The organism is Pseudomonas sp. MYb193 (assembly GCF_002966775.1).
Taxonomy (GTDB): Bacteria; Pseudomonadota; Gammaproteobacteria; order Pseudomonadales; family Pseudomonadaceae; genus Aquipseudomonas; species Aquipseudomonas paracarnis.
Genome location: NZ_CP023269.1, coordinates 5,795,210 through 5,817,059 on the forward strand (window position 1 = coordinate 5,795,210; position 21,850 = coordinate 5,817,059).

Sequence of the window (21,850 nt, forward strand, 5' to 3'; positions counted from 1 at the left end):
GGCGAGCTCACTGGCTACCGAGAGTTTCATGACCCCCTCTTCCGATTTATTCAAACCCGCCTTCGGCCTCGGCAACCCACACTTGCAGACACTGTGGGGGCCGCTGTGGCGGCCGACCACCCACATCGAGCGTCAGCGCGAACGCCTGTGGCTGGAGGACGGCGATTTTCTCGACCTCGACTGGCATGGCCCCCATGACGTGCAAGCGCCCTTGGTGCTGGTGTTGCATGGGCTGACCGGTTCGTCCAATTCGCCCTATGTGGCCGGCCTGCAAAAAGTCCTCGCCACCCAAGGCTCGGCCAGTGCTGCGTTGAACTGGCGCGGCTGCTCGGGCGAGCCCAACCTGCTGGCTCGCAGCTATCACTCCGGCGCCAGCGAAGACCTGGCAGCCGCGATCGCTCATCTGCGCGCCAAGCGGCCTTTGGCGCCCTTGTACGCGGTGGGTTACTCCCTGGGCGGCAACGTGTTGCTCAAGCATTTGGGGGAAACCGGCGAGGCTTCAGGGCTGCAGGGCGCGGCGGCGGTGTCGGTGCCGTTTCGCCTGGATCAATGCGCGGATCGCATTGGGCTGGGGTTCTCGCGGGTGTATCAGAAGCACTTCATGCGCGAGATGCTGGCGTATATCCGCGTCAAGCAACGCCAATTCCTGCAGGACGGTCGTGAGGATGGGCTCAAAACCCTCGAGGCCCTTGGCTCCCTGGAAAAGATGCGCACGTTCTGGGACTTCGACGGGCGGGTAACCGCGCCGCTGCACGGTTTCTTGAGTGCCGAGGATTACTATCGCCGCGCCTCCAGTCGCTATTACCTGGGCGGTATCCGCACGCCGACGCTGATTATCCAGGCGGCTGATGATCCGTTTGTGTTTGCGCACAGCTTGCCTGACGCCAGTGAGCTGTCGGCCTGCACCGAGTTCGAGTTGCTGGCCAAGGGCGGGCATGTGGGGTTTGTGGAGGGTTCGCTGAAGCGTCCTGGTTACTATCTGGAGCGCCGGATCCCGCAATGGCTCCAGACCCAATACGGTCAATAGTGTGGGAGCTGGCCCACCGCTATCGCAGGCAAGCCAGCTCCCACATTTTAAGCAAGTGTTCACACCGATCGTTTAGTCGCCCTTCGCAATTTCCCGCGCCGGATTGGTAATCCACTCACTCCACGACCCCGCATACAACTTACCCAACGGGTACCCCGCCAGGCTCAACGCAAACAGGTTATGGCAGGCCGTCACCCCAGACCCGCAATACGCCACCAACTCCTGCGGCGGGCGCCCTTGCAGCTGCGCGGCAAAGCGTTGCTTGAGCTGATCAGCCGGTAAGAAACGACCATCACTGCCCAGGTTTTCACTGAACGCCGCGCATTGCGCGCCAGGGATATGCCCGGCAATCGGGTCGATGGGTTCTACTTCGCCACGAAAGCGCGGCTGGGCGCGGGCGTCGATCAAGGTCAGGCCGGGTTGGCCAAGGCGCTTTTGCAGGTGTTCGGCATCCAGCAACAGACGATGACCCGGCGTACCGGCGAAGGTACCTGGCTCAACCACGGGCGCATCCAGGCTCAGGGGGAAACCGGCGGCATGCCAGGCCTTGAGGCCCCCATCCAGAATAAACACGCCATCACGCTTGCCCAGCCAGGCCAGCAGCCACCAGGCACGGGCGGCGTAGGCACCGGGGCCGTCGTCATACAGCACCACATCGGTGTCGGCACTGATACCCCAGGCCCGCAGTTGCCTGGCGAACGTGTCCGCCGCCGGCAAAGGATGACGACCGGTCACGCCCTTGGTCACCGGGCCGCTCAGGTGGCGCTCCAGGTCGGCGTATTGCGCGCCCTCGATATGCCCTTCGGCGTAACTGCACAAGCCATAGTCGGGGTCTTCCAGGGCAAAGCGGCAATCCAGGATCACCCACCCGCTCGACTGTTGGCGCTCGGCCAATTGCTGGGGGCTGATCAGTTGGGCAAGCGGCATGACTGACTCCTGTGAATACAAAGGGGAAAGGTCTTACTTCACTTCTTCCAGTGCCTGATTCAACGGCACATAAAACTCTTTGAACAAGGCGTCCACCGCCTCTTTGGCCTGCGGCGTGACAAACCCCGCCTCCAGCACCAGCACCTGATAGACCCCACGCTTGATCGCCTCGGCGCTCAGGTGGGTGGATTTTTCATTGGTGGTACACAAAAAGCGCACCCACGAGGTGAGGATGATCCACGCATTCAGGGTCAGGGCTTCGGTTTGCACCGGGTCCATATTGAGAATGCCGGCATCGACAAAGCCCTGGTAGATCGCGCCGCCCTGGATCAGGCAACGCTGGGAAAAACGCCGGTAGCCGGTCGCCAGTTCCGGGTCGCTCTCCAGCAGGTGTTCGAGGTCGCGATGCAGGAAGCGATAACGCCACATGCCGGCCAATACGGCTTGCAGGTAAAAGCGTTTATCCTCCACCACCATCGTGCGTCCCTGGGGTGGGCGCAGGAAACTGTCTACCAACGCTTCATATTCGCGGAACAGCACGGCGATGATCGCCTGCTTGTTAGGGAAGTGGTAGTACAGGTTGCCCGGGGAAATTTCCATGTGGGCGGCAATGTGGTTGGTACTGACACTGCGCTCGCCCTGCTGGTTAAAAAGCTCCAGGCTGGTTTGCACAATGCGCTCGCTGGTCTTTACTCGTGGTGCCATAGGGGATCAGCTTCTATACACGGGATGGGGCATCTTACGGCCTAACCCGGCCAGGATAAATCTGGATGTTACTGCAATGTTATTTGACAATTTAGAGCAATGACTCTAAAAATCCAGGCAGACCAATAACAATCGGTGCCGCGCCATGTCTGCCAACGTTGCCTACCTGCAAGATTCCCAGGCGCTGGATCAACTCCAGGACCTGTTCGACGCCCAACGCCGCGCCTATGCCGCCAACCCGATGCCGCCGGCCGGGCAGCGCCAGCAATGGCTCAAAGCTCTGCGGGATCTGCTGAGCGACGAACGCCAGGCGCTGATCAATGCGATCAGCCAGGATTTCAGCCATCGCAGCGCCGACGAAACCCTGTTTGCCGAATTGATGCCTAGCCTGCATGGCATTCACTACGCGAGCAAACACCTCAAGGGCTGGATGAAACCTTCCCGCCGCGCTGTAGGCATTGCCTTCCAGCCCGCCTCAGCCAAAGTCATTTACCAGCCACTGGGCGTCGTCGGCGTCATCGTGCCGTGGAACTACCCGCTGTACCTGGCCATCGGCCCGCTGGTTGGGGCATTGGCTGCCGGTAACCGGGTGATGCTCAAGCTCAGCGAATCCACGCCGGCCACCGGCGAGCTGCTCAAGGCGTTGCTGGCCAAGATCTTCCCCGAGGACCTGGTGTGCGTCGTGCTGGGCGAAGCTGACGTGGGCATGGCGTTTTCCAAGTTACGCTTCGATCACCTGCTGTTCACCGGCGCTACCAGCATAGGCAAGCACGTGATGCGTGCGGCGGCCGAAAACCTCACGCCGGTGACCCTGGAGCTGGGCGGCAAATCGCCAGCCATTGTCTCGGCCGACGTGCCGCTCAAGGATGCTGCCGAACGCATCGCCTTCGGCAAAGCCTTGAACGCCGGGCAAACCTGCGTGGCACCAGATTATGTGCTGGTACCGGAAGATCGCGTGGAGGGCTTTGTCGAGGCCTATTCCAAAGCCGTGCGCGGGTTTTATCCGACGCTGGCCGACAACCCGGACTACACCGCCATCATCAACGAACGCCAACTGGCCCGGCTCAATGCCTACGCCAAGGACGCCATCGACAAAGGCGCCACCTTGATCCCGCTGTACGAGCAAGGCCAGGCTCGGCGAATGGCCCACAGCCTGCTGTTGAATGTCAGCGACGACATGACCGTGATGCAGGACGAAATCTTCGGCCCGCTCCTGCCCATCGTGCCGTATCGCGGCCTTGACCAAGCCTTTGCCTACATCAACCAGCGCCCACGCCCACTGGCCTTGTATTACTTCGGCTACAACAAAGGCGAACAAGCGCGGGTGCTCCACGAAACCCATTCCGGCGGTGTGTGCCTGAACGACACCTTGCTGCACGTCGCCCAGGACGATATGCCGTTCGGTGGTATCGGCCCGTCAGGCATGGGCCATTACCACGGTCACGAAGGTTTTCTGACGTTCAGCAAGGCCAAGGGTGTGCTGGTCAAACAGCGCCTGAACGCAGCGAAGTTGATCTACCCGCCCTATGGCAAGTCGATCCAGAAGCTGATCCAGAAGCTGTTTATCCGCTGATAACCGCCACCTTCGGGACTATAAAAACAATGAACCCCAGCCTGACTGATTCACCCGCGCTGTCACGGCGCGGCGTCTTGAAAATCGGCCTGTGTGCCAGCGCCTTCCTCGCCACCGCCGGGTTGGGCGCCAGCCTCAGCGGTTGCTCCAGCAGTACGCCAGCCAGCGGCTTTGCGATGTTGCGCACCAGCGACTTGCCGTTCTTGCGGGCGGTAATCCCGGTGCTGCTAGAAGGAGCGGCCAGTGCCGAGCAAGTGCTTGCCGGTATTGAAGACACCCTGAAAAAGCTCGATTACAGCCTGCAGCACTTGTCGCCCGAGATGTTCAAGCTCACCCAGCAATTATTCGACGTACTGGGCATGGGCATTACCCGCGGCCCGCTGACCGGTATCTGGGGCAGTTGGGAAAACGCCAGCAGCGAACAGATCCGCAATTTCCTGCACCGCTGGGAAAACAGTTACCTGAACCTTTTGCGCATGGGCCAGGGCTCGCTGCTCAAACTGGTGATCATGGCCTGGTACTTCCGGCCCGAGTCCTGGGCCCATTGCGGCTACCCCGGCCCGCCCAAGATCTAGCCTGGGCAATCCCCCAAGATTGCATCTTCCGACAAGAATAAGAGAGCACACCTATGCCCGTACCCGATCTGTTCCGCGACGGCCTGGCCCGTGGCTGGAAAACCCACAATGGCGCCGCCCTGGATAACGACCTGACCCTGGAAGCGGATGTCGCCATCATCGGCAGCGGCGCCGGGGGCGCTACCACCGCCGAAATCCTCAGCGCCGCCGGCTACAAGGTGTTGCTGATCGAAGAAGGCCCGCTTAAGACCAGCAGTGATTTCAAGCTGCTGGAAGACGAAGCCTACGCCAGCCTTTACCAGGAAGGTATCGGCCGCATGAGCAAGGACGGCGCTATCACCATCCTGCAGGGCCGGGCGGTGGGCGGTACCACCTTGATCAACTGGACCTCCAGCTTTCGCACCCCTGACGCTACCCTCGCGCATTGGGCCAGCGAATATGCGGTCAAAGGCCACAGCAGCGCCGAAATGGCGCCCTGGTTCGAAAAAATGGAACAGCGTCTGGGCATCGCGCCGTGGGCGCTGCCGCCGAATGCCAATAACGATGTGATCCGCAAAGGCTGCGAAAAGCTCGGCTACAGCTGGCATGTGATCCCGCGCAATGTGCGCGGCTGCTTCAACCTGGGGTATTGCGGCATGGGCTGCCCGGTCAACGCCAAGCAGTCAATGCTGGTGACGACCATCCCGTCCACCCTGGAAAAGGGCGGCGAACTGCTTTACCTGGCCCGCGCCGAACGGCTCACATACAGCGGCGACACCATCAGCAGCCTCGAATGCGTGGCCATGGACGAACGCTGCGTAGCGCCCACAGGGCGCAAGATCAGCGTGAAAGCCAAGCACTATGTGCTGGCGGGCGGCGGTATCAATAGCCCGGCCCTGCTGATGCGCTCGGACGCGCCCGACCCACACTCGCGGCTGGGCAAGCGCACCTTCCTGCACCTGGTCAATTTCTCCGCTGGGCTGTTCGACGAGGTGATCAACCCCTTCTACGGTGCGCCGCAATCGATCTACTCCGACCATTTCCAATGGCAGGACGGCACTACCGGCAAAATGTCCTACAAACTGGAAGCACCGCCCCTGCATCCAGGCCTGGCGAGCACCCTGTTTGGTGGCTATGGCAACCAGAACGCCCTGGACATGAACCAATTACCCCACACCCACGCCATGCTCGCCCTGCTGCGCGACGGCTTTCACCCCGACAGCCCGGGCGGTACGGTGGAGTTACGCGGTGACGGCACCCCAGTGCTCGACTATCAGGTCTCGCCCTACGCCTGGGACGGCCTGCGCCGGGCCTTCCACAGCATGGCCGAGATTCAGTTCGCGGCGGGGGCCAAATCGGTCAAGCCCCTGCATCACGACGCGCGCTTTGTGAACAACTTGGCCGAAGCGCGCAGCGTGATCGACGGTCTGAGCCTGGAACTGCATCGCACCACCCTGGGCAGCGCCCACGTGATGGGCGGTTGTGCCATGGGTGAAGATCCGAAAAATGCCGTTGCCGACAGCCTGGGTCGCCATCATCAGTTGCGTAACCTGTCGATCCACGATGGCTCGCTGTTCCCCACCAGCATTGGCGCCAACCCGCAATTGTCGGTGTACGGATTGACCGCGCAACTGGCGAGCGCATTGGCCGAACGTCTGAAAACGGCATGAAAAGACAGGGTATTCACGTTATCTATCTACATAAGTCGACTTGGCCCACCGGTAATGCTGCGATACCATCCGGTTCCCCAACGGACTCCGCCAGGACGACGCGATGAACCGAGTGTTGTACCCAGGTACCTTCGACCCGATTACCAAAGGCCATGGCGATCTGGTCGAACGCGCCTCTCGCCTGTTCGACCATGTGATCATCGCGGTCGCGGCCAGCCCCAAGAAAAACCCGCTGTTTCCCCTGGAACAACGTGTGGAGCTGGCGCAAGAGGTCACCAAGCACCTGCCGAATGTGGAAGTAGTGGGTTTTTCGACATTGCTGGCGCATTTCGCCAAGGAGCAGAACGCCAATGTGTTCCTGCGTGGCCTGCGTGCGGTGTCGGACTTCGAATACGAATTCCAGCTGGCCAACATGAACCGCCAATTGGCGCCGGACGTGGAAAGCCTGTTCCTCACGCCGTCGGAGCGTTATTCGTTCATTTCCTCGACGTTGGTTCGTGAAATCGCTGCTTTGGGCGGAGATATCACCAAGTTCGTGCATCCAGCTGTAGCTGATGCACTGACATTGCGCTTCAAGAAGTAAGACTCATTGTGGCGAGGGAGCTTGCTCCCGCTGGACTGCGCAGCAGTCCCAATCCTTTCATCCCTCACCACAGAGACAGGCTCGCACTGCGGGCGCCAATGCGGCACAATTGCGCGCATTAGTTTTCAGATGCCTTGGCAGAGTGCCCTGGCAGGAGTTTCCATGTCCCTGATCATCACCGACGATTGCATCAACTGCGACGTCTGCGAACCCGAGTGCCCGAACGCCGCCATTTCCCAGGGCGAAGAGATCTACGTGATCGACCCTAACCTGTGCACCCAGTGCGTCGGTCATTACGACGAGCCGCAGTGCCAGCAGGTGTGCCCGGTCGATTGCATTCCGCTGGATGAGGCACACCCTGAGACTGAAGAGCAGTTGATGGAGAAGTACCGCAAGATTACCGGTAAGGCCTAAGCCTCTTCATTGCCCGTAAAGGCCTCATCGCGGGCAAGCCAGCTCCCACACTTGGATATGTGAATACCTTCAAATGTGTGAGCTGGCTTGCCTGCGATAGCGATATCAGCCCTCAACCAACCATCAGCTCTGACACCTAGGGCAAAACACACTCGCCCGCTGCCCAAGCACCACATTGCGCAGCTCAGTGCCGCAGACCTTGCACGCCTCGCCGCCCCGGCCATACACGAACAGTTCCTGCTGGAAATACCCCGGCTGCCCATCGCCACCGATAAAGTCCCGCAACGTGGTACCGCCCCGCTCAATGGCAGCGGCCAGCACCCGCTTGATCTCAATCGCCAGCTTCAAATAACGCCCGCGTGAAATTCCCCCGGCGGCGCGGCGCGGGTCAATCCCCGCTGCAAACAGCGCCTCTGTCGCATAGATATTGCCCACGCCCACCACCACCGCGTTGTCCATGATGAACGGCTTCACCGCCATGGACTTGCCGCGTGACAGCTGGAACAAACGCTCGCCATCAAACAGGTCGGTCAACGGCTCCGGCCCCAGCCGCATCAGCAACTCATGGTTGTGCGGGTCGAGGCTCCAGAGCATCGCACCGAAGCGCCGCGGGTCGGTGTAGCGCAGGGCCATACCCGATTCCAGCTCGATATCCACATGTTCATGCTTGGCCGCCGGCATACCTACCTCAACCAGGCGCAAGTTGCCCGACATGCCCAGGTGGCTGATCAAGGTGCCCACTTCGGCATTGATCAACAGGTATTTGGCCCGGCGCTCCACCAGCACGATGCGCTGCCCCGACAGGCGCACATCCAGGTCTTCCGGAATTGGCCAGCGCAGGCGCCGCTCACGCACTACCACGCGGCTGACGCGCTGGCCTTCCAGGTGCGGGGCAATGCCGCGTCGGGTGGTTTCGACTTCTGGTAACTCGGGCATGTGTACCTCTTGAATGACGGGTCAGTGCGCGCCCAGTTCGCGGATCGACAACTTCAGGCTCTCGAAGTCGTAGTCCGACAGGCCCACGTAATCCAGCACCAGATGGCCGATGGCATTCCACTCATGGTCCACCGCCTGGTTACCCAGTACGCGATAGGACGAACAGATATGCTCGGCCATCTTCAAAATGGCCAGCAGGTTCTTGAGCTGCGGGTTGCGCGACGTCTCATCGCTGAAAATCGCCAGGACGTTATGGTGATTGGCGATGGCGTCGGTGACATGCTCCGGCAGGCGCCAGGATTTGGCGGTGTAGTAGCCGACCACGGCATGGTTGGTGTGGAACGCATTGTTCTCAGTATCGACCACGCGGCAATCAGGGCCGGCGTTGGCGTAAGCCTGTTCCAGCACGGACATGTAGTTGGGGAAGCGCTTGAGCATCAACGGCACGCCGCAATCGTGGAACAGGCCCAAGGCATAGGCCTCGTCGACGGTTTGCGAGCCGGTGCGCTTGGCCAGTGTGAGGCAGGTCATGGCCACATCCTGGGCGGTGTCCCAGAAGCGGTTGAGGGTGACGATGGTGTCGTCGCTCATCTCGCCCTTGATCGACTGCGCGTTGATCAAGTTGATGATTGAGCGGCTGCCCAACAGGTTTACCGCGCGCTGGATCGATGCAATTTTGTTGCTCAGGCCGTAATACGGCGAATTGACGATCTTGAGCAGCGCGCCGGACAAGCCCGGGTCCTGGGAGATCAACCTTGCAATCACTTCCAGGTCCGGGTCGGGCATGTACTGCTCCATCTGCAAATCCACCATGATTTGCGGTTGAGGCGGCACGCTGATGCCTTGCAGGGCCTGTTGGATCTGCTCGGCGGAAAGCTCTTGGGACATAAGTACACACTCTGGGCTAGGCGCGAATTCTACCCCTTATGCAGATGTGGCCGACACCCAAAAACCCAAGTGAAACCCGATCGAATGTGGGAGCTGGCTTGCCTGCGATAGCATCACCACCGTACGTCTGATACACCGCACCGCCCGCATCGCAGGCAAGCCAGCTCCCACATGAAAGAGTGCGCAAAGGGTATACTCCCGCTCTTTTTTCCGGAGCGACGTCATGTCCCTGCCAAGCCTGCGTCTCAAAGCCAACGCCGATCGTCGTTTGCGCAACGGCCACCTGTGGGTCTACAGCAACGAAATCGACGTGGCCGCCACCCCACTCCACGGCTTCCAGGCAGGCGACCAGGCTATCCTGGAAGCGGCCGGCGGCAAGACCCTGGGCATCGTGGCCATGAGCCCGAACAACCTGATCTGTGCCCGCCTGCTGTCGCGCGACATCAAGTTGCCGCTGGACAAGTCGCTGCTGGTACACCGCCTCAACGTGGCGCTGTCCCTGCGTGACCGCCTGTTCGACAAGCCGTTCTACCGCCTGGTCTACGGTGATTCCGACCTGCTGCCGGGCCTGGTGGTCGACCGTTTCGGCGACATCCTGGTGGTGCAGATCGCCTCGGCGACCATGGAAGCGCATAAAGACGACGTGATCGCTGCGCTCACCCAGGTGCTCAAGCCCAGCGGCATCCTGTTCAAGAACGACTCCGCCGCGCGTGACGCCGAAGGCCTCAACCGCTACGTCGAAACCGTGTTCGGCCTGGTGCCGGAGTGGGTGGCGCTGGAAGAAAACGGCGTGAAATTCGAAGCCCCGGTGATCCAGGGCCAAAAGACCGGCTGGTTCTACGACCACCGCATGAACCGCGCCCGCCTGGCCCCGTATGCCAAGGGCAAGCGTGTACTGGACCTGTACAGCTACATCGGCGGCTGGGGCGTGCAAGCCGCCGCCTTTGGTGCCAGTGAAGTGTTCTGCGTCGACGCCTCCGCCTTCGCCCTCGACGGCGTAGAGCGCAACGCCGCGCTGAACGGCGTTGCCGAGAAGATGACCTGCATCGAAGGCGACGTCTTTGAAGCGCTTAAAGAACTGAAAGCCAGCGAAGAACGCTTCGACGTGATCGTCGCCGACCCACCGGCCTTCATCAAACGCAAAAAAGACATGAAGAACGGCGAAGGCGCCTACCGCCGCCTCAACGAGCAAGCCATGCGCCTGCTCAGCAAAGACGGCATCCTCGTCAGTGCTTCTTGCTCCATGCACCTGCCGGAAGACGACCTGCAGAACATCCTGCTGACCAGCGCCCGCCACCTGGACCGCAACATCCAGATGCTCGAACGTGGCGGCCAAGGCCCGGACCACCCGGTGCACCCAGCGATTGCCGAAACGCGCTATATCAAGAGCATTACGTGCCGGTTGTTGCCCAATAGCTGATGGCGTTCCCCTGTAGGGACTTACGGGTTCCTACAGGTTTTCAGGAAATGTCGTACTGCCCCAGGCTTTGACTTTCAGTAGCGCAGACTCGATCCGCGCCCCTCTCATGGAACCGAGGCTCGCGCATGTCGAAGGCAATTACACAGGCTGAAAAACCGTTCTTGGTTTTCTGGCTGATGAGCATGACTTTGCTGGGCGTCTTCCCCCTTGACGTCGTACTGCCCTCCTTTCCCGCCCTGGCGGAACACTTCCATACCTCGACCACCCATATCGCTCGATCCGTCAGCCTGTTCGCCATTGGGTTTTCCTGCTCAATGCTGCTGATCGGCCCGCTGTCCGACAGGGTCGGCCGCAAGAAGTTACTACTGGCCAGTATGGTAGTGGCCATCCTGGGTGCAGCCGGGTGTCTGGCCGCCAGAAACACACCCCAATTCCTGTTCTTCCGAGTCATTCAGGCCATAGGCTGCGGTGGTTTCATACTGTCCCAAGCGCTGGTGCAGGACCTTTTTTTCGGCAGGGAACAGGAGCGGTTGCGCATAGCAATGGCCACGGCCGGAGGCATCTTCATCTCGATTTCCCCGGTGCTGGGCGCATGGCTGCAATTGCACTGGGGATGGAAAGCCAGCTTCTACGCGTTTATCGCCCTCTGTGCCGCAACGTGGATTATGGCTCACCGATTACTGCATGGCGGCTTCCCTCCAACCGCGCCAAGCGAGCGGGGTATTTTCAGGGCCTACGCCAAGGTTTTCGCCAACAGACATTTCGCCAGCTACGCCACGATCTCCGCGATCACCTTCGCCTGTCATTTCTCATTCATCGTTGTGTCACCGCTCATTTTCATGGACCAGTTAAAGCTGTCACCCCATGAGTACTCATTGACCTTGCTTCTCTACGGCGCCGCCTACGTAGTGGGTGGCCTCTGTGCAGGCGTCCTGCACAAACGGCTGCCGGCGGCTACCCAGATGGCAGTCGGGCTGGTTCTGATCGCTATCTCTGGCGTGGTCATGCTGCTGTTGGCTTACCTGTTCGGCTTATCAACCCCGACAGTGTTGGTGCCCATGCTGCTCTGCACGGCGGGCACCACCATCACCCGGCCCATTTCCAACTCCAAGGCCATGAGCCTATTTCCAGACAATGCGGGAGCCGCGGCTTCCGCCGTTGCGGCAGTGCTGTTCATTGCTGGCGGCTGTATCAGTGCGTTTATCAGCACCTTTACTCACCAGTTGAGTACTGCGCTTGGCTTGTGTTTTCTGATTCTGAGCCTCGCCGCCCTTGCGTTGAACTCATGGGCACGGCGCCACCCGCACGTCCTGTAGCGGCTAACTTCAAGGTTGCGCCCATTCCCTCCAGCCGCCAGCGGTGTAGAATCGGCCCTATTCATCGCCAGTCATCCCCCGGCGGGTTTATGAGCTCGAGGCCCAAGCAAGCGGCGATCCCGCGACGCGAGTGGCAACTTCCGGACACACGGCCATTTTCTGAGTGTTCCAGTCGTCAATTAGAAGCTCACTCCCCTTTAGTACTTGATTAGCCGCCCGGAGTGCTCCAATGCCTGATTACCGCTCGAAAACATCCACCCACGGCCGCAACATGGCCGGTGCGCGCGCGCTGTGGCGTGCCACGGGGATGAAAGATGACGACTTCAAAAAGCCGATCATCGCGATTGCCAACTCGTTCACCCAATTCGTGCCGGGCCATGTCCACCTCAAGGACCTGGGCCAACTGGTCGCCCGCGAGATCGAACGCGCCGGTGGCGTGGCAAAGGAATTCAACACCATCGCCGTGGACGACGGTATCGCCATGGGCCATGACGGCATGCTGTATTCCCTGCCGAGCCGCGAGATCATCGCCGACTCCGTGGAGTACATGGTCAACGCCCACTGCGCCGACGCCATTGTGTGCATCTCCAACTGCGACAAGATCACCCCCGGCATGTTGATGGCTGCCTTGCGCCTGAACATCCCGGTGATCTTCGTCTCCGGCGGCCCGATGGAAGCCGGCAAGACCAAGCTCGCCTCCCACGGCCTCGACCTCGTCGACGCCATGGTGATCGCCGCCGATTCCAGCGCTTCTGACGAGAAGGTCGCCGAATACGAGCGCAGCGCCTGCCCGACTTGTGGTTCGTGCTCCGGCATGTTCACCGCCAACTCGATGAACTGCCTGGTGGAAGCCCTGGGGCTCGCCTTGCCGGGCAACGGTTCCACACTGGCCACTCACAGCGACCGTGAGCAGTTGTTCCTGCAGGCCGGCCGTACCATCGTCGAGCTGTGCAAGCGTTACTACGGCGAGAACGATGAGTCGGTGTTGCCGCGCAATATCGCCAACTTCAAGGCGTTCGAAAACGCCATGACCCTGGACATCGCCATGGGCGGTTCCACCAACACCATCCTGCACCTGCTGGCCGCCGCCCAGGAAGCCGAGATCGATTTCGACCTGCGCGACATCGACCGCCTGTCCCGTCACGTGCCGCAACTGTGCAAGGTCGCGCCGAACATCCAGAAGTACCACATGGAAGACGTGCACCGCGCCGGCGGGATCTTCTCGATCCTCGGTTCCCTGGCCCGTGGTGGTCTGCTGCACACTGACCTGCCGACCGTGCACAGCAAGTCCATCGCCGAAGGCATCGCCAAGTGGGACATCACCCAGACCGACGACGAAGCCGTGCACACCTTCTTCAAGGCCGGCCCGGCCGGTATCCCGACGCAGACGGCGTTCAGCCAGTCGACCCGTTGGGACACCCTGGATGACGACCGTGAAAACGGCTGCATCCGCAGTGTCGAGCACGCCTACTCGCAAGAAGGCGGCCTGGCCGTGCTGTACGGCAACATCGCCCTCGACGGCTGTGTGGTCAAAACGGCAGGCGTGGATGAGTCCATCCACGTCTTCGAAGGCCGCGCCAAGATCTACGAAAGCCAGGACAGCTCGGTACGCGGCATCCTCGCGGACGAAGTCAAGGAAGGCGATATCGTGATCATCCGCTACGAAGGCCCCAAAGGCGGCCCGGGTATGCAGGAGATGCTTTACCCCACGTCCTACCTGAAATCCAAAGGCCTGGGCAAAGCCTGCGCCCTGCTGACCGACGGCCGTTTCTCCGGCGGCACGTCGGGCCTGTCCATCGGCCACGCTTCGCCGGAAGCCGCTGCCGGTGGCGCGATTGGCCTGGTGCAGGATGGCGACAAGGTGCTGATCGACATCCCGAACCGCTCGATCAACCTGTTGATCAGCGATGAAGAACTGGCAGCACGCCGCGTTGAGCAGGACAAGAAAGGCTGGAAGCCAGTGGAGAAGCGCCCGCGCAAAGTCACCACCGCATTGAAGGCCTACGCGTTGTTGGCCACCAGTGCCGACAAAGGTGCGGTACGCAACAAAGCCATGCTCGACGGCCTGTAAGCCCCGTGCATAAAAAAGCCCCGCCAGGTGCGGGGCATTTTTATGCCTGGCCAAAACCTCCACAACACCGAGGATCAACTGTGGGAGCTGGCTTGCCTGCGATAGCTATAGGCCTGCCGGTGAGTTCTTGTTTGGCACACCGCCATTGCGGGCGAGCCAGCCCCCGCATTGGATATAGGTAATCTCTTAGAACTGTGGGGTATAGGTCATGGTGAACATCACATTGCGTGGGTCCCCGTAGTAGTTGCTGCCCCAGTTCGCGTTGTAGGCCGGGATGTAATACTTCTTGTCGAACATGTTGTTCAGGTTTGCCGCCACGGTGAATTCCTGGTTGATCTTGTAGGCCACCCGCGAATCCCACAATGCATTGCCCGGCACGCTGAACGTACGGTCATAGGCTTCGGTGCTGCTTTGCGCGGTCACACCGGCACCCACGCTCCAATGTTGCCAATCGCCCGGCAACTGGTAATCACCCCAGACCTTGAGCAAGTGCTTGGGGGTCCAAGTGCTGAAAATCTTGCCTTCGTAGGTGTCGTCCTTGAGGAATTCAGTGGTGTTGTAGGTGTAGCTGGAGGCCAGCTGCAGGCCTGGCAGCACCTCACCACTGAGTGTGGCTTCAAAGCCTTGGCTGCGGACCTTGCCAGAGGCGACCGAGCAGTACCAACCATTGCAGTTCATTGGCCCTTGCAGGTCCTGCACGCTACGGTTTTCCTGATCGTAACGGAAGATCGCAAACGAGGTATTGAGGCGCCCGTCAGCCAGCTCTCCCTTGATGCCCAACTCGTAGTTTTTGCCCTCGATAGGCTTGAGCAGGGAGCCGGAGGTGGTCAGGTTGGTTTGCGGCTCAAAGGCATCGGCATAGCTGGCGTAGGCCGACCACTGCTCGTTGAGCGCATAGACCAGGCCGGCGTAGGGCGTAACCTTGCCATTGGACTGGGTGGTATTGTCTTGCGGGGCACCATATGTGCCTTTGAAACCACTCTGGCCAATGTAGGAATAGTCATACCAACTGGTACGCGCACCGACGATCAACGTCAGCGGGTCCAGGACTTTCACACGCCAGGTACCATAGATGCCTTTCTGGCGAATGTCATACCAGCTCTTCGAGGCGGCACCCTCTTGGAACAATTGGTACTTGTCGCGCTGTGGGCGGTTGTGGTCGATGTTGAAGATATCCGCGCCGGGGTTTGAAGCCCGTGCCCACTGGTCGTCGGTGGTGAGCTTGGAATAGTTGGCGCCCAGCACCACTTCCTGCTGGAAGCCCAGCCCCTCAAACTTGCCGTTTACATACACATCCGCGCCGCGGCTCTTGGTATTGAAGTCGGTGATCCAATCTACATAGGGCACAGCGCCACCGCCGACGGGTACCGTGTCCCACGTCGCCTGGTAGGTTGCGTCGTTGTGCTCATCCATGGCTACCAGTGCGGCTTTCACTTTCCAGTTATCGTTGAAGCGGTGCTCGATGTCGGCAAACACCTGAGTCTGATTGTTGACGCTGCGGTTCCAACTGGCGCCGACAAATGTCGAACGCGGCAGACCGATATCACTGCCGTCGGCATAACGGGGCAACGACATGAAGTTGGGGCGCGAATGGCCCTTCTGGTTACTGATGCCCAGGCCGACGGTGGTGTCGGGAGTGAAATCGTAGTCGACGGCGCCATAAACCGTCTGGTTCCAGCCGCCCGCATAGTCGACGAAGGAATCGGTGGTGTCGTAATCCGCCACGAAGCGTCCGCGCAAGGTGCCTGCGGCGTTCAGCGGGCCACCGACATCGACCTGAGTGCCGTAGTGGTCCCATGAGCCAGCCTTGGCGGTAATGGTCGCCGTCGGCGCTTGCTGCCCGCGCTTGCGCACCAGGTTCATGGTGCCGCCGGGGCTGTTGGCACCTTGCAGCAAGGCGGCCGGGCCGCGCAGCGTCTCGACGCGGTCGTAAATGGCCATGTTTTCGGTGAGATAGCTGCCCAAGGTGTAAGTGTTACGTGGAATCCCCACACCGTCGTATTGCAGGGTGCCAACCTCGAAGCCACGGGAGAAGATGAACATACCGGAGCCGGGAGACTTGGTCGCTGTCAGGCCGGGCGTGCGCTTGACCACTTCAGAGAGCTTGGTGGTGTTCTGATCATCCATCTGCTTGCGGGTCATGACGCTGACCGACTGCGGGATGTCCTTGAGTTTTTGCTCGCCCTTGCCCAGGGTCACGGCCCCCGTGGTGTACGAGCCCGTGCCTTCGGTGGTGACGCCCAGGCGTTCGGCCGTGATGGTGGTGGCGCCCACTTCCAGGGCTGAACCTGGTACCACACGTTTTTCCAGGGTGACGGTATCGGCATTGATAAACGCCGCGCTCAGTCCCGTGCCGCCGAGCAGTTGCCCCAAGGCTTCACGCTGCCCCAGGTTGCCCTTCACACCCGGCGATATCACCCCCTGGGTCAACTCCCCATTCACTAGCACCTGAACCCGCGTCACCGCCGAGAACGCCGCCAGCGCAGCGTCCAGGCCCTGCCCGGGAATATCGAAGCGGTAGGTCTGGGCCTGGTTGGCCTCAGCGGCCTGCAGGTACGACGGCGCGATACAGCTAGCCAAGGAAATGGCCAAGGCCAGCAAGGGCCGTGTGGCGAATCGGTGTGCCATGAATGGTGCTCCCCGGTACAAAAGTCTGTGATCGGCGCCGCACTACTTGAGAGTGCTTACTATTTACGCCTCAGTGATCAAGGACGATGGCTTGCGGGGAAACCCTGAAAATATTTTGAGAAATTGCCGTCAGGACGCATTGCCTTCACGCAACACCAGCAAATACGGGGTGTAGTGCTCGGCACGCAGGTTGAGGGTGTATTCCAACGCCTTGAGCACGGCATCGGGTTTGTCGATTTCGAACACGCCGGACACTACCCGACTGCGCAACGCATCACCGAGCACCAGCGTCTTGCCGGGCCAGTAACGGTTCAGTTCAGAGACCACCACCGACAAAGGTTGCTGACGGAACACCAGTTGCCGCTGACGCCAGGCAAAGCCGCTGGCCGGGTCGAAACCGTGGACGTGTGCAAGGTGCCGGTCCTGATACTCCACGGCCCGCCCCGGTTCCAGATAGACCGGCGTGCCGCTCCCTGCACTGACTTCAACCTTGCCCTGCGCCACCTGCACACGCGTCTGGTCATCCCGCCGCGCCACACTGAACTGGGTGCCGACCACTCGCACCCAGCCGTCGCCCGACTGCACCACGAAGGGCCGTGCGGGGTCCTTGGTCACATCGAAGAAACCTTCGCCACGCAGCAAACGAATCTGCCGCTCACCCGCACTCATGCGGATTTGCACCGCACTGTCGGTGTTGAGTTGAAGGTGGGAACCATCGGCCAGTTCAATGCTGCGCGACTCGCCAGTGCCAGTGGCGTAGTCGGCGCGCAAGCGGTCAAGCCAGGGAGTGTTCTGCACGGTCAGGCCCACGGCCAGCAACACGGCAGCCGCATACGCCCAGCGCCGCAGCGGTGTACGCCAGGTGGCCTGCTCGGCACGGCGAATGACGCGCGCCGGCTCACGCAGGCCGCCGAGCATCGCCTGCACTTCCTGCCAGACATCATCCTGCGCCTGGCCCTGACCGAGCCACGCAGCAAAGGCGTCCATTTCAGCCGGGGTCAAGTCCTCGGCGTGCAGGCGGAAATACCAGCCGGACGCCTCTTCGAACAACACATCAGCAGTAGGCAGGGCAGTCATTACCGACGTCCTTGTGCATCGCAGGCTAGGCGCGTCTTGATGTACCCACGGCATTCAATCAAGGCGCGACGCAATTGGTATTCCACACTGCGCGGGCTGATCGACAGGCGTTCGCCAATCTCGCGGTAGGAAAGCTCGTCGACATGATAGAGCAGGAAGATCTGCCGAGTCGCCTCGGGCAGGCCCAGGATCGCATCCTGCATCAGTTGCTCCTGCTGATAGGCGGCCAGTTGTTCGTCGGCACCGGGGTTGCTGCAGGGCAGTTCTTCGCTCGGTGCGCCGGCATCCAGACGCTCGCGGCGGATAGCCTGGCGCTGGTGGTCGCGCACCAGGTTGCTGGCAATGGTGAAGAGGAACGCGGGTAGGTTATCGATCTTCTCGCCGGACTCCAGGCGCGCCAGGCGCAGGAAGGATTCCTGGGTCAGGTCGGCAGCCACCTGGGCGCTGCCGGTGCGGCGCGTGACGAAGGCTTCGAGGGCTTTCTTCTGCTCCGCGAACAGGCGCGCGATCTGCGTATTCCAGGAGGACACAGCACTACCTTGAGAAGAACGGACGGTTCAGGGAGTGCGCACGCTAGCAAAGAATGAGATTAGTTCGCAATTGATATCTATTTTGCCTTTGAGTCTGCGGTGTTCTTAAGACCGCCTTCGCGGGCAAGCCCGCTCCCACAGTTGACCGCGCCCAACATGAGAATGCGGTCGACGGTGGAAGCTGGCTTGTCTGCGATGCAGTGACTCGGTCTTACTGGATCTCTTCCGGCTTGACGATCACCCAGTTCTTGTCCGCCGTCACCGGCAGCCCTTCCTTGGCTTGCGCCGCCGCGTGCTTGGCGATCATGCCGTTGAGTTGGGTCATGTACTTGTCTTTGCGGTTGATCCACAGGTGGACGCCGCCCTTGGCCACGTCAACGTCGTGGAACAGCATGTAGCCGTCGCTGGTCGGTGTGTCACCGCCGACAATCACTGGTTTTTTCCATTCGTCGATGTAGGTGAGGATCGCCGCGTGCTTGCCGGCCATCCAGGTCGCCGGGGTCCACAGGTAGGGGGTCAGTTCCAGGCCGAGGTTGCTCTTCTCATCATACTTGCCGGCAGTGATCTGTTTGCGTGCGGTGGTCAGCTCGCCGGTCTTGCGGTCCTTGAGCATCGTGGTCACGCCGATAACGTTCTCGGGTTTGACGTTGTAGCCGTACTTCGGATCAGCCGCGACCATGCGCACCAGCTCCTCGGACGCGGCGGTCATCACATATACCTCGATGCCGTTTTCCATCAGCTTGTTGTACAGCTCGGCCTGGCCGGTGAAGACTTTTGGCGGCTGTACCTCGGATTTTTTCACCACGTCGCCTTCGAAATAGCTGACCGGCACGGGCTTGCCGGAGGCCATAAGCTCGTCGACCTGCACTTTGAGTTCCTTGAGGGTGAAGCCGGAAAAAATCTGCGCAACCCAGGGGTAGCAGACCATGTCGTCGACTTCGCACAGGCGATAGTAGTAGCTGAACAGACTTTCCTTGTGGTCGGCGGTGTCTTTGAAGGGGATAAGCTTGAGCGAAGGGTCCATGGTTTCGCGGGTGATCAGGCCCTTGTTTTCCATGAACGGCAGCAAGGACTCTTCAAGGTCGTAGCGGTAACTGGTGTTGTCCATATCGAACACCGCGTAGTTACCCTTGTTGGCGTTGGCGGCGATCATTTCATTGAGTTGTTTGGCGGCAGGTGCCGGCCAGTGTTTCAACTCGGTGGCGGCAAACGCCTGGCTGGCGAGCCCGAGGCAAAAGGCGGCGGATACCAATAGTTTCGGCGCGAGCTTCATAGGCGTTGTCTCCCTCAAGTGAAAGACATCGACGCTAACAAATCCGTATGACAGTTATCGCCCGAGCGCGACCGCTGACGTCGCGATTGCGCCAAGCGCATACGCTTGGGCGTCAAACACTTATTCCAAAAACGACAGTCGCCATTCCATATTGGTATTAAATCAATATATTTCAAGCTGTTAGGCTTCCCGGTTCGCAATCGCAGGCTCACGCGATTGGCTGCCTTCTCAACGGAGCTTCAATGAATCTGCCCCTGATTCTCAATTTATTGGTGTTCGTGGCCCTGTTGCTGGGCCTGGCACAAACCCGCCGTACAAACTGGAGCCTGGCCAAGAAGGTCCTGTTCGCCCTGGTGCTTGGCGTGCTGTTCGGTGCGGCGTTGCATACGATCTACGGCGACGGCAACCCGGTGCTCAAAGCTTCGATCGGCTGGTTTGATCTGGTCGGCAACGGCTATGTGCAGCTGCTGCAAATGATCGTGATCCCGCTGGTATTCGCCTCGATCCTCAGTGCCGTGGCACGCCTGCACAACGCCTCGTCCCTGGGCAAGATCAGCTTCCTGACCATCGGCACGCTGCTGTTCACCACGGCCATCGCGGCCCTGATCGGCATCGGCCTGACCAACCTGTTCGGCCTCACCGCCGAAGGCCTGGTGGCCGGCACCCAGGAAATGGCGCGCCTGCAAGTGATCCAGAGTGATTACGCAGGCAAGGTTGCCGACCTGAATATCCCGCAGTTGCTGTTGTCGTTCGTACCGGCCAACCCGTTCGCCGACCTGGCCCGGGCCAAGCCGACGTCGATCATCAGCGTGGTGATTTTCGCCGCGTTCCTTGGGGTTGCCGCGCTGCAACTGCTCAAGGACGACGTGGAAAAAGGCCAGAAAGTCCTTAACGCCATCGACACCCTGCAAGCCTGGGTGATGCGCCTGGTGCGCCTGGTGATGAAGCTGACCCCCTACGGTGTGCTGGCGCTGATGACCAAAGTGGTCGCCGGTTCCAACCTGCAAGACATCATCAAGCTGGGCAGTTTCGTGGTGGTGTCGTACCTGGCCCTGGGCCTGATGTTCGTGGTGCACGGCCTGCTGCTGTCCTTGGCCGGGATCAACCCGCTGCGCTTCTTCCGCAAGGTCTGGCCGGTGCTGACCTTCGCCTTCACCAGCCGCTCCAGCGCTGCAAGCATCCCGCTGAGCATTGAAGCGCAGACCCGTCGCCTGGGCATCCCGCAATCCATCGCCGGCTTCGCCGCCTCGTTTGGCGCGACCATCGGCCAGAACGGTTGTGCCGGTCTTTACCCTGCGATGTTGGCGGTGATGGTCGCGCCGACCGTGGGCATCAACCCGCTGGACCCGCTGTGGATCGCGACCCTGGTGGCGATAGTGACCTTGAGTTCGGCGGGCGTTGCCGGCGTGGGCGGCGGTGCGACCTTTGCCGCGCTGATCGTGCTGCCGGCCATGGGCTTGCCGGTGTCACTGGTGGCGCTGTTGATTTCCGTGGAGCCGTTGATCGACATGGGCCGTACGGCGTTGAACGTCAATGGTTCGATGACGGCGGGGGCGATTACCAGCCAGATCATGGGGCAGACGGATAAAGCGTTGCTGGATGCCGATGAGCATGCCGAGTTAGCGCAGGTCTGATAGACCGCTATCGCAGGCAAGCCAGCTCCCACATTTAATGTATTCACACATCAAACTGTGGGAGCTGGCTTGCCTGCGATGCTTTTAGGCTTTTTCCCACACCTCGAAGTTGTAGGCCGGCTTATCACCTTCAGCCGGATTCTCGACATTCGACACCAGCTTCCACTGGTTCCCATCAAACTGCGGAAACCACGCATCCCCTTCCGGGCTCAGCGCCACGCGGGTCAGGTACAAGCGATCGGCCTGTTCCAGCCCCTGCGCATATAGCTGCGCGCCGCCGATCAGCATCAGCTCGTCCACGCCTTGCGCCTTGGCCCACTCCTCAGCGCGCTCGACCGCTGCACCCAGTGAAGGAAAAACTTCCGCACCTTCCAGCACAAGATCGGTCTGACGGCTGACCACCAGGTTCAAGCGCCCCGGCAGCGGTCGGCCCAGGGAGTCCCAGGTCTTGCGCCCCATGATGATCGGCTTGCCAAGGGTGGTGGCTTTGAAATATTTGAAATCCCCCGGCAAATGCCAGGGCATGCTGTTGTCGACGCCGATCACACGGTTTTCACCGAGGGCTGCGATCAGGCTTAAAGGGAGAGTTTTTTTCATGGCGACGAGAATACCAGAGCGGCGAGC

Annotated in this window: 19 protein-coding genes; 10 read left to right on the top strand and 9 right to left on the bottom strand. The window is 60.6% G+C overall.

All coding sequences use genetic code 11. The annotated features are described in order from the left end of the window. Positions 1-28: 28 nt before the first annotated feature. Complete coding sequence (locus tag CLM72_RS26680) at positions 29-1,027, top strand: hydrolase (RefSeq protein WP_105228865.1); 999 nt, start codon at positions 29-31, stop codon at positions 1,025-1,027. Positions 1,028-1,099: 72 nt separating this feature from the next. Here CLM72_RS26680 and CLM72_RS26685 read toward each other — a convergent pair whose 3' ends face one another. Together CLM72_RS26685 and CLM72_RS26690 are read right to left on the bottom strand one after the other, a co-directional pair. Beyond that, positions 1,100-1,954 carry a sulfurtransferase gene (locus CLM72_RS26685; RefSeq protein WP_105228866.1) on the bottom strand — a complete coding sequence of 285 codons (855 nt, stop codon included), beginning with the start codon at positions 1,952-1,954 and terminating at the stop codon, positions 1,100-1,102. Positions 1,955-1,987: 33 nt separating this feature from the next. After that, positions 1,988-2,659 carry a TetR/AcrR family transcriptional regulator gene (locus CLM72_RS26690; protein WP_005792294.1) on the bottom strand — a complete coding sequence of 224 codons (672 nt, stop codon included), beginning with the start codon at positions 2,657-2,659 and terminating at the stop codon, positions 1,988-1,990. 145 nt (positions 2,660-2,804) lie between these two features. Between CLM72_RS26690 and CLM72_RS26695 the strand changes: the two genes are divergently transcribed. From CLM72_RS26695 to CLM72_RS26715, 5 genes are all read left to right on the top strand, one after another. Continuing rightward, entirely contained in the window at positions 2,805-4,232 is a 1,428-nt protein-coding gene (locus CLM72_RS26695) for a coniferyl aldehyde dehydrogenase (RefSeq protein ID WP_105228867.1), read from the top strand. Positions 4,233-4,261: 29 nt separating this feature from the next. Further along, a complete protein-coding gene (locus tag CLM72_RS26700) occupies positions 4,262-4,807 on the top strand; it encodes a hypothetical protein (protein WP_034128957.1) in 546 nt (181 codons plus the stop codon). A gap of 53 nt (positions 4,808-4,860) precedes the next feature. Next, entirely contained in the window at positions 4,861-6,456 is a 1,596-nt protein-coding gene (locus CLM72_RS26705) for a GMC family oxidoreductase (RefSeq protein ID WP_105228868.1), read from the top strand. Positions 6,457-6,559: 103 nt separating this feature from the next. Beyond that, positions 6,560-7,039: a pantetheine-phosphate adenylyltransferase gene (gene coaD / locus CLM72_RS26710; protein WP_003195136.1), complete on the top strand. Its 480-nt coding sequence runs from the start codon at positions 6,560-6,562 to the stop codon at positions 7,037-7,039. Positions 7,040-7,201: 162 nt separating this feature from the next. Further along, positions 7,202-7,453, top strand: a complete 252-nt coding sequence (locus tag CLM72_RS26715) for a YfhL family 4Fe-4S dicluster ferredoxin (protein WP_003195146.1) — start codon at positions 7,202-7,204, stop codon at positions 7,451-7,453. A 123-nt stretch (positions 7,454-7,576) separates the two neighbouring features. Here the strand turns inward: CLM72_RS26715 and mutM are convergent, their stop codons facing one another. Together mutM and CLM72_RS26725 are read right to left on the bottom strand one after the other, a co-directional pair. Beyond that, positions 7,577-8,389, bottom strand: a complete 813-nt coding sequence (mutM, locus tag CLM72_RS26720; protein ID WP_003195148.1) for a bifunctional DNA-formamidopyrimidine glycosylase/DNA-(apurinic or apyrimidinic site) lyase — start codon at positions 8,387-8,389, stop codon at positions 7,577-7,579. A 21-nt stretch (positions 8,390-8,410) separates the two neighbouring features. Then, a complete protein-coding gene (locus CLM72_RS26725; RefSeq protein WP_177430956.1) occupies positions 8,411-9,223 on the bottom strand; it encodes an HDOD domain-containing protein in 813 nt (270 codons plus the stop codon). Positions 9,224-9,500: 277 nt separating this feature from the next. Here CLM72_RS26725 and CLM72_RS26735 point away from each other — a divergent pair, with 277 nt between their 5' ends. The 3 genes from CLM72_RS26735 (at position 9,501) to ilvD (ending at position 14,084) form a co-directional block, all read left to right on the top strand. After that, on the top strand, positions 9,501-10,697 hold the full coding sequence (locus CLM72_RS26735; RefSeq protein WP_105228871.1) for a class I SAM-dependent rRNA methyltransferase: 1,197 nt from the start codon (positions 9,501-9,503) through the stop codon (positions 10,695-10,697). A 125-nt stretch (positions 10,698-10,822) separates the two neighbouring features. After that, positions 10,823-12,013, top strand: a complete 1,191-nt coding sequence (locus CLM72_RS26740) for an MFS transporter (protein ID WP_105228872.1) — start codon at positions 10,823-10,825, stop codon at positions 12,011-12,013. A 229-nt stretch (positions 12,014-12,242) separates the two neighbouring features. Then, the gene (ilvD, locus tag CLM72_RS26745; protein WP_003195159.1) at positions 12,243-14,084 is read left to right on the top strand and encodes a dihydroxy-acid dehydratase; all 1,842 of its coding nucleotides are present in this window, start codon (positions 12,243-12,245) and stop codon (positions 14,082-14,084) included. 186 nt (positions 14,085-14,270) lie between these two features. On the opposite strand, the gene CLM72_RS26750 is transcribed toward ilvD, so the two are convergent. The 4 genes from CLM72_RS26750 to CLM72_RS26765 form a co-directional block, all read right to left on the bottom strand. Next, positions 14,271-16,712: a TonB-dependent siderophore receptor gene (locus tag CLM72_RS26750; RefSeq protein WP_105228873.1), complete on the bottom strand. Its 2,442-nt coding sequence runs from the start codon at positions 16,710-16,712 to the stop codon at positions 14,271-14,273. A 129-nt stretch (positions 16,713-16,841) separates the two neighbouring features. Next, positions 16,842-17,789: a FecR family protein gene (locus CLM72_RS26755; RefSeq protein ID WP_105228874.1), complete on the bottom strand. Its 948-nt coding sequence runs from the start codon at positions 17,787-17,789 to the stop codon at positions 16,842-16,844. After that, positions 17,789-18,319 (bottom strand): RNA polymerase sigma factor, encoded by a 531-nt coding sequence (locus tag CLM72_RS26760; protein WP_105228875.1) that lies wholly within the window; start codon positions 18,317-18,319, stop codon positions 17,789-17,791. Before CLM72_RS26760 ends, CLM72_RS26755 begins: the two co-directional genes overlap by 1 nt. A gap of 211 nt (positions 18,320-18,530) precedes the next feature. Further along, entirely contained in the window at positions 18,531-19,592 is a 1,062-nt protein-coding gene (locus tag CLM72_RS26765; RefSeq protein WP_105228876.1) for a phosphorylcholine phosphatase, read from the bottom strand. Between the two features lie 242 nt (positions 19,593-19,834). Between CLM72_RS26765 and CLM72_RS26770 the strand changes: the two genes are divergently transcribed. Continuing rightward, positions 19,835-21,226, top strand: a complete 1,392-nt coding sequence (locus CLM72_RS26770; RefSeq protein ID WP_014720352.1) for an L-cystine transporter — start codon at positions 19,835-19,837, stop codon at positions 21,224-21,226. Positions 21,227-21,310: 84 nt separating this feature from the next. Here CLM72_RS26770 and CLM72_RS26775 read toward each other — a convergent pair whose 3' ends face one another. Continuing rightward, positions 21,311-21,823, bottom strand: a complete 513-nt coding sequence (locus tag CLM72_RS26775) for a dihydrofolate reductase (protein WP_105228877.1) — start codon at positions 21,821-21,823, stop codon at positions 21,311-21,313. Between the last annotated feature and the right edge of the window lie 27 nt (positions 21,824-21,850).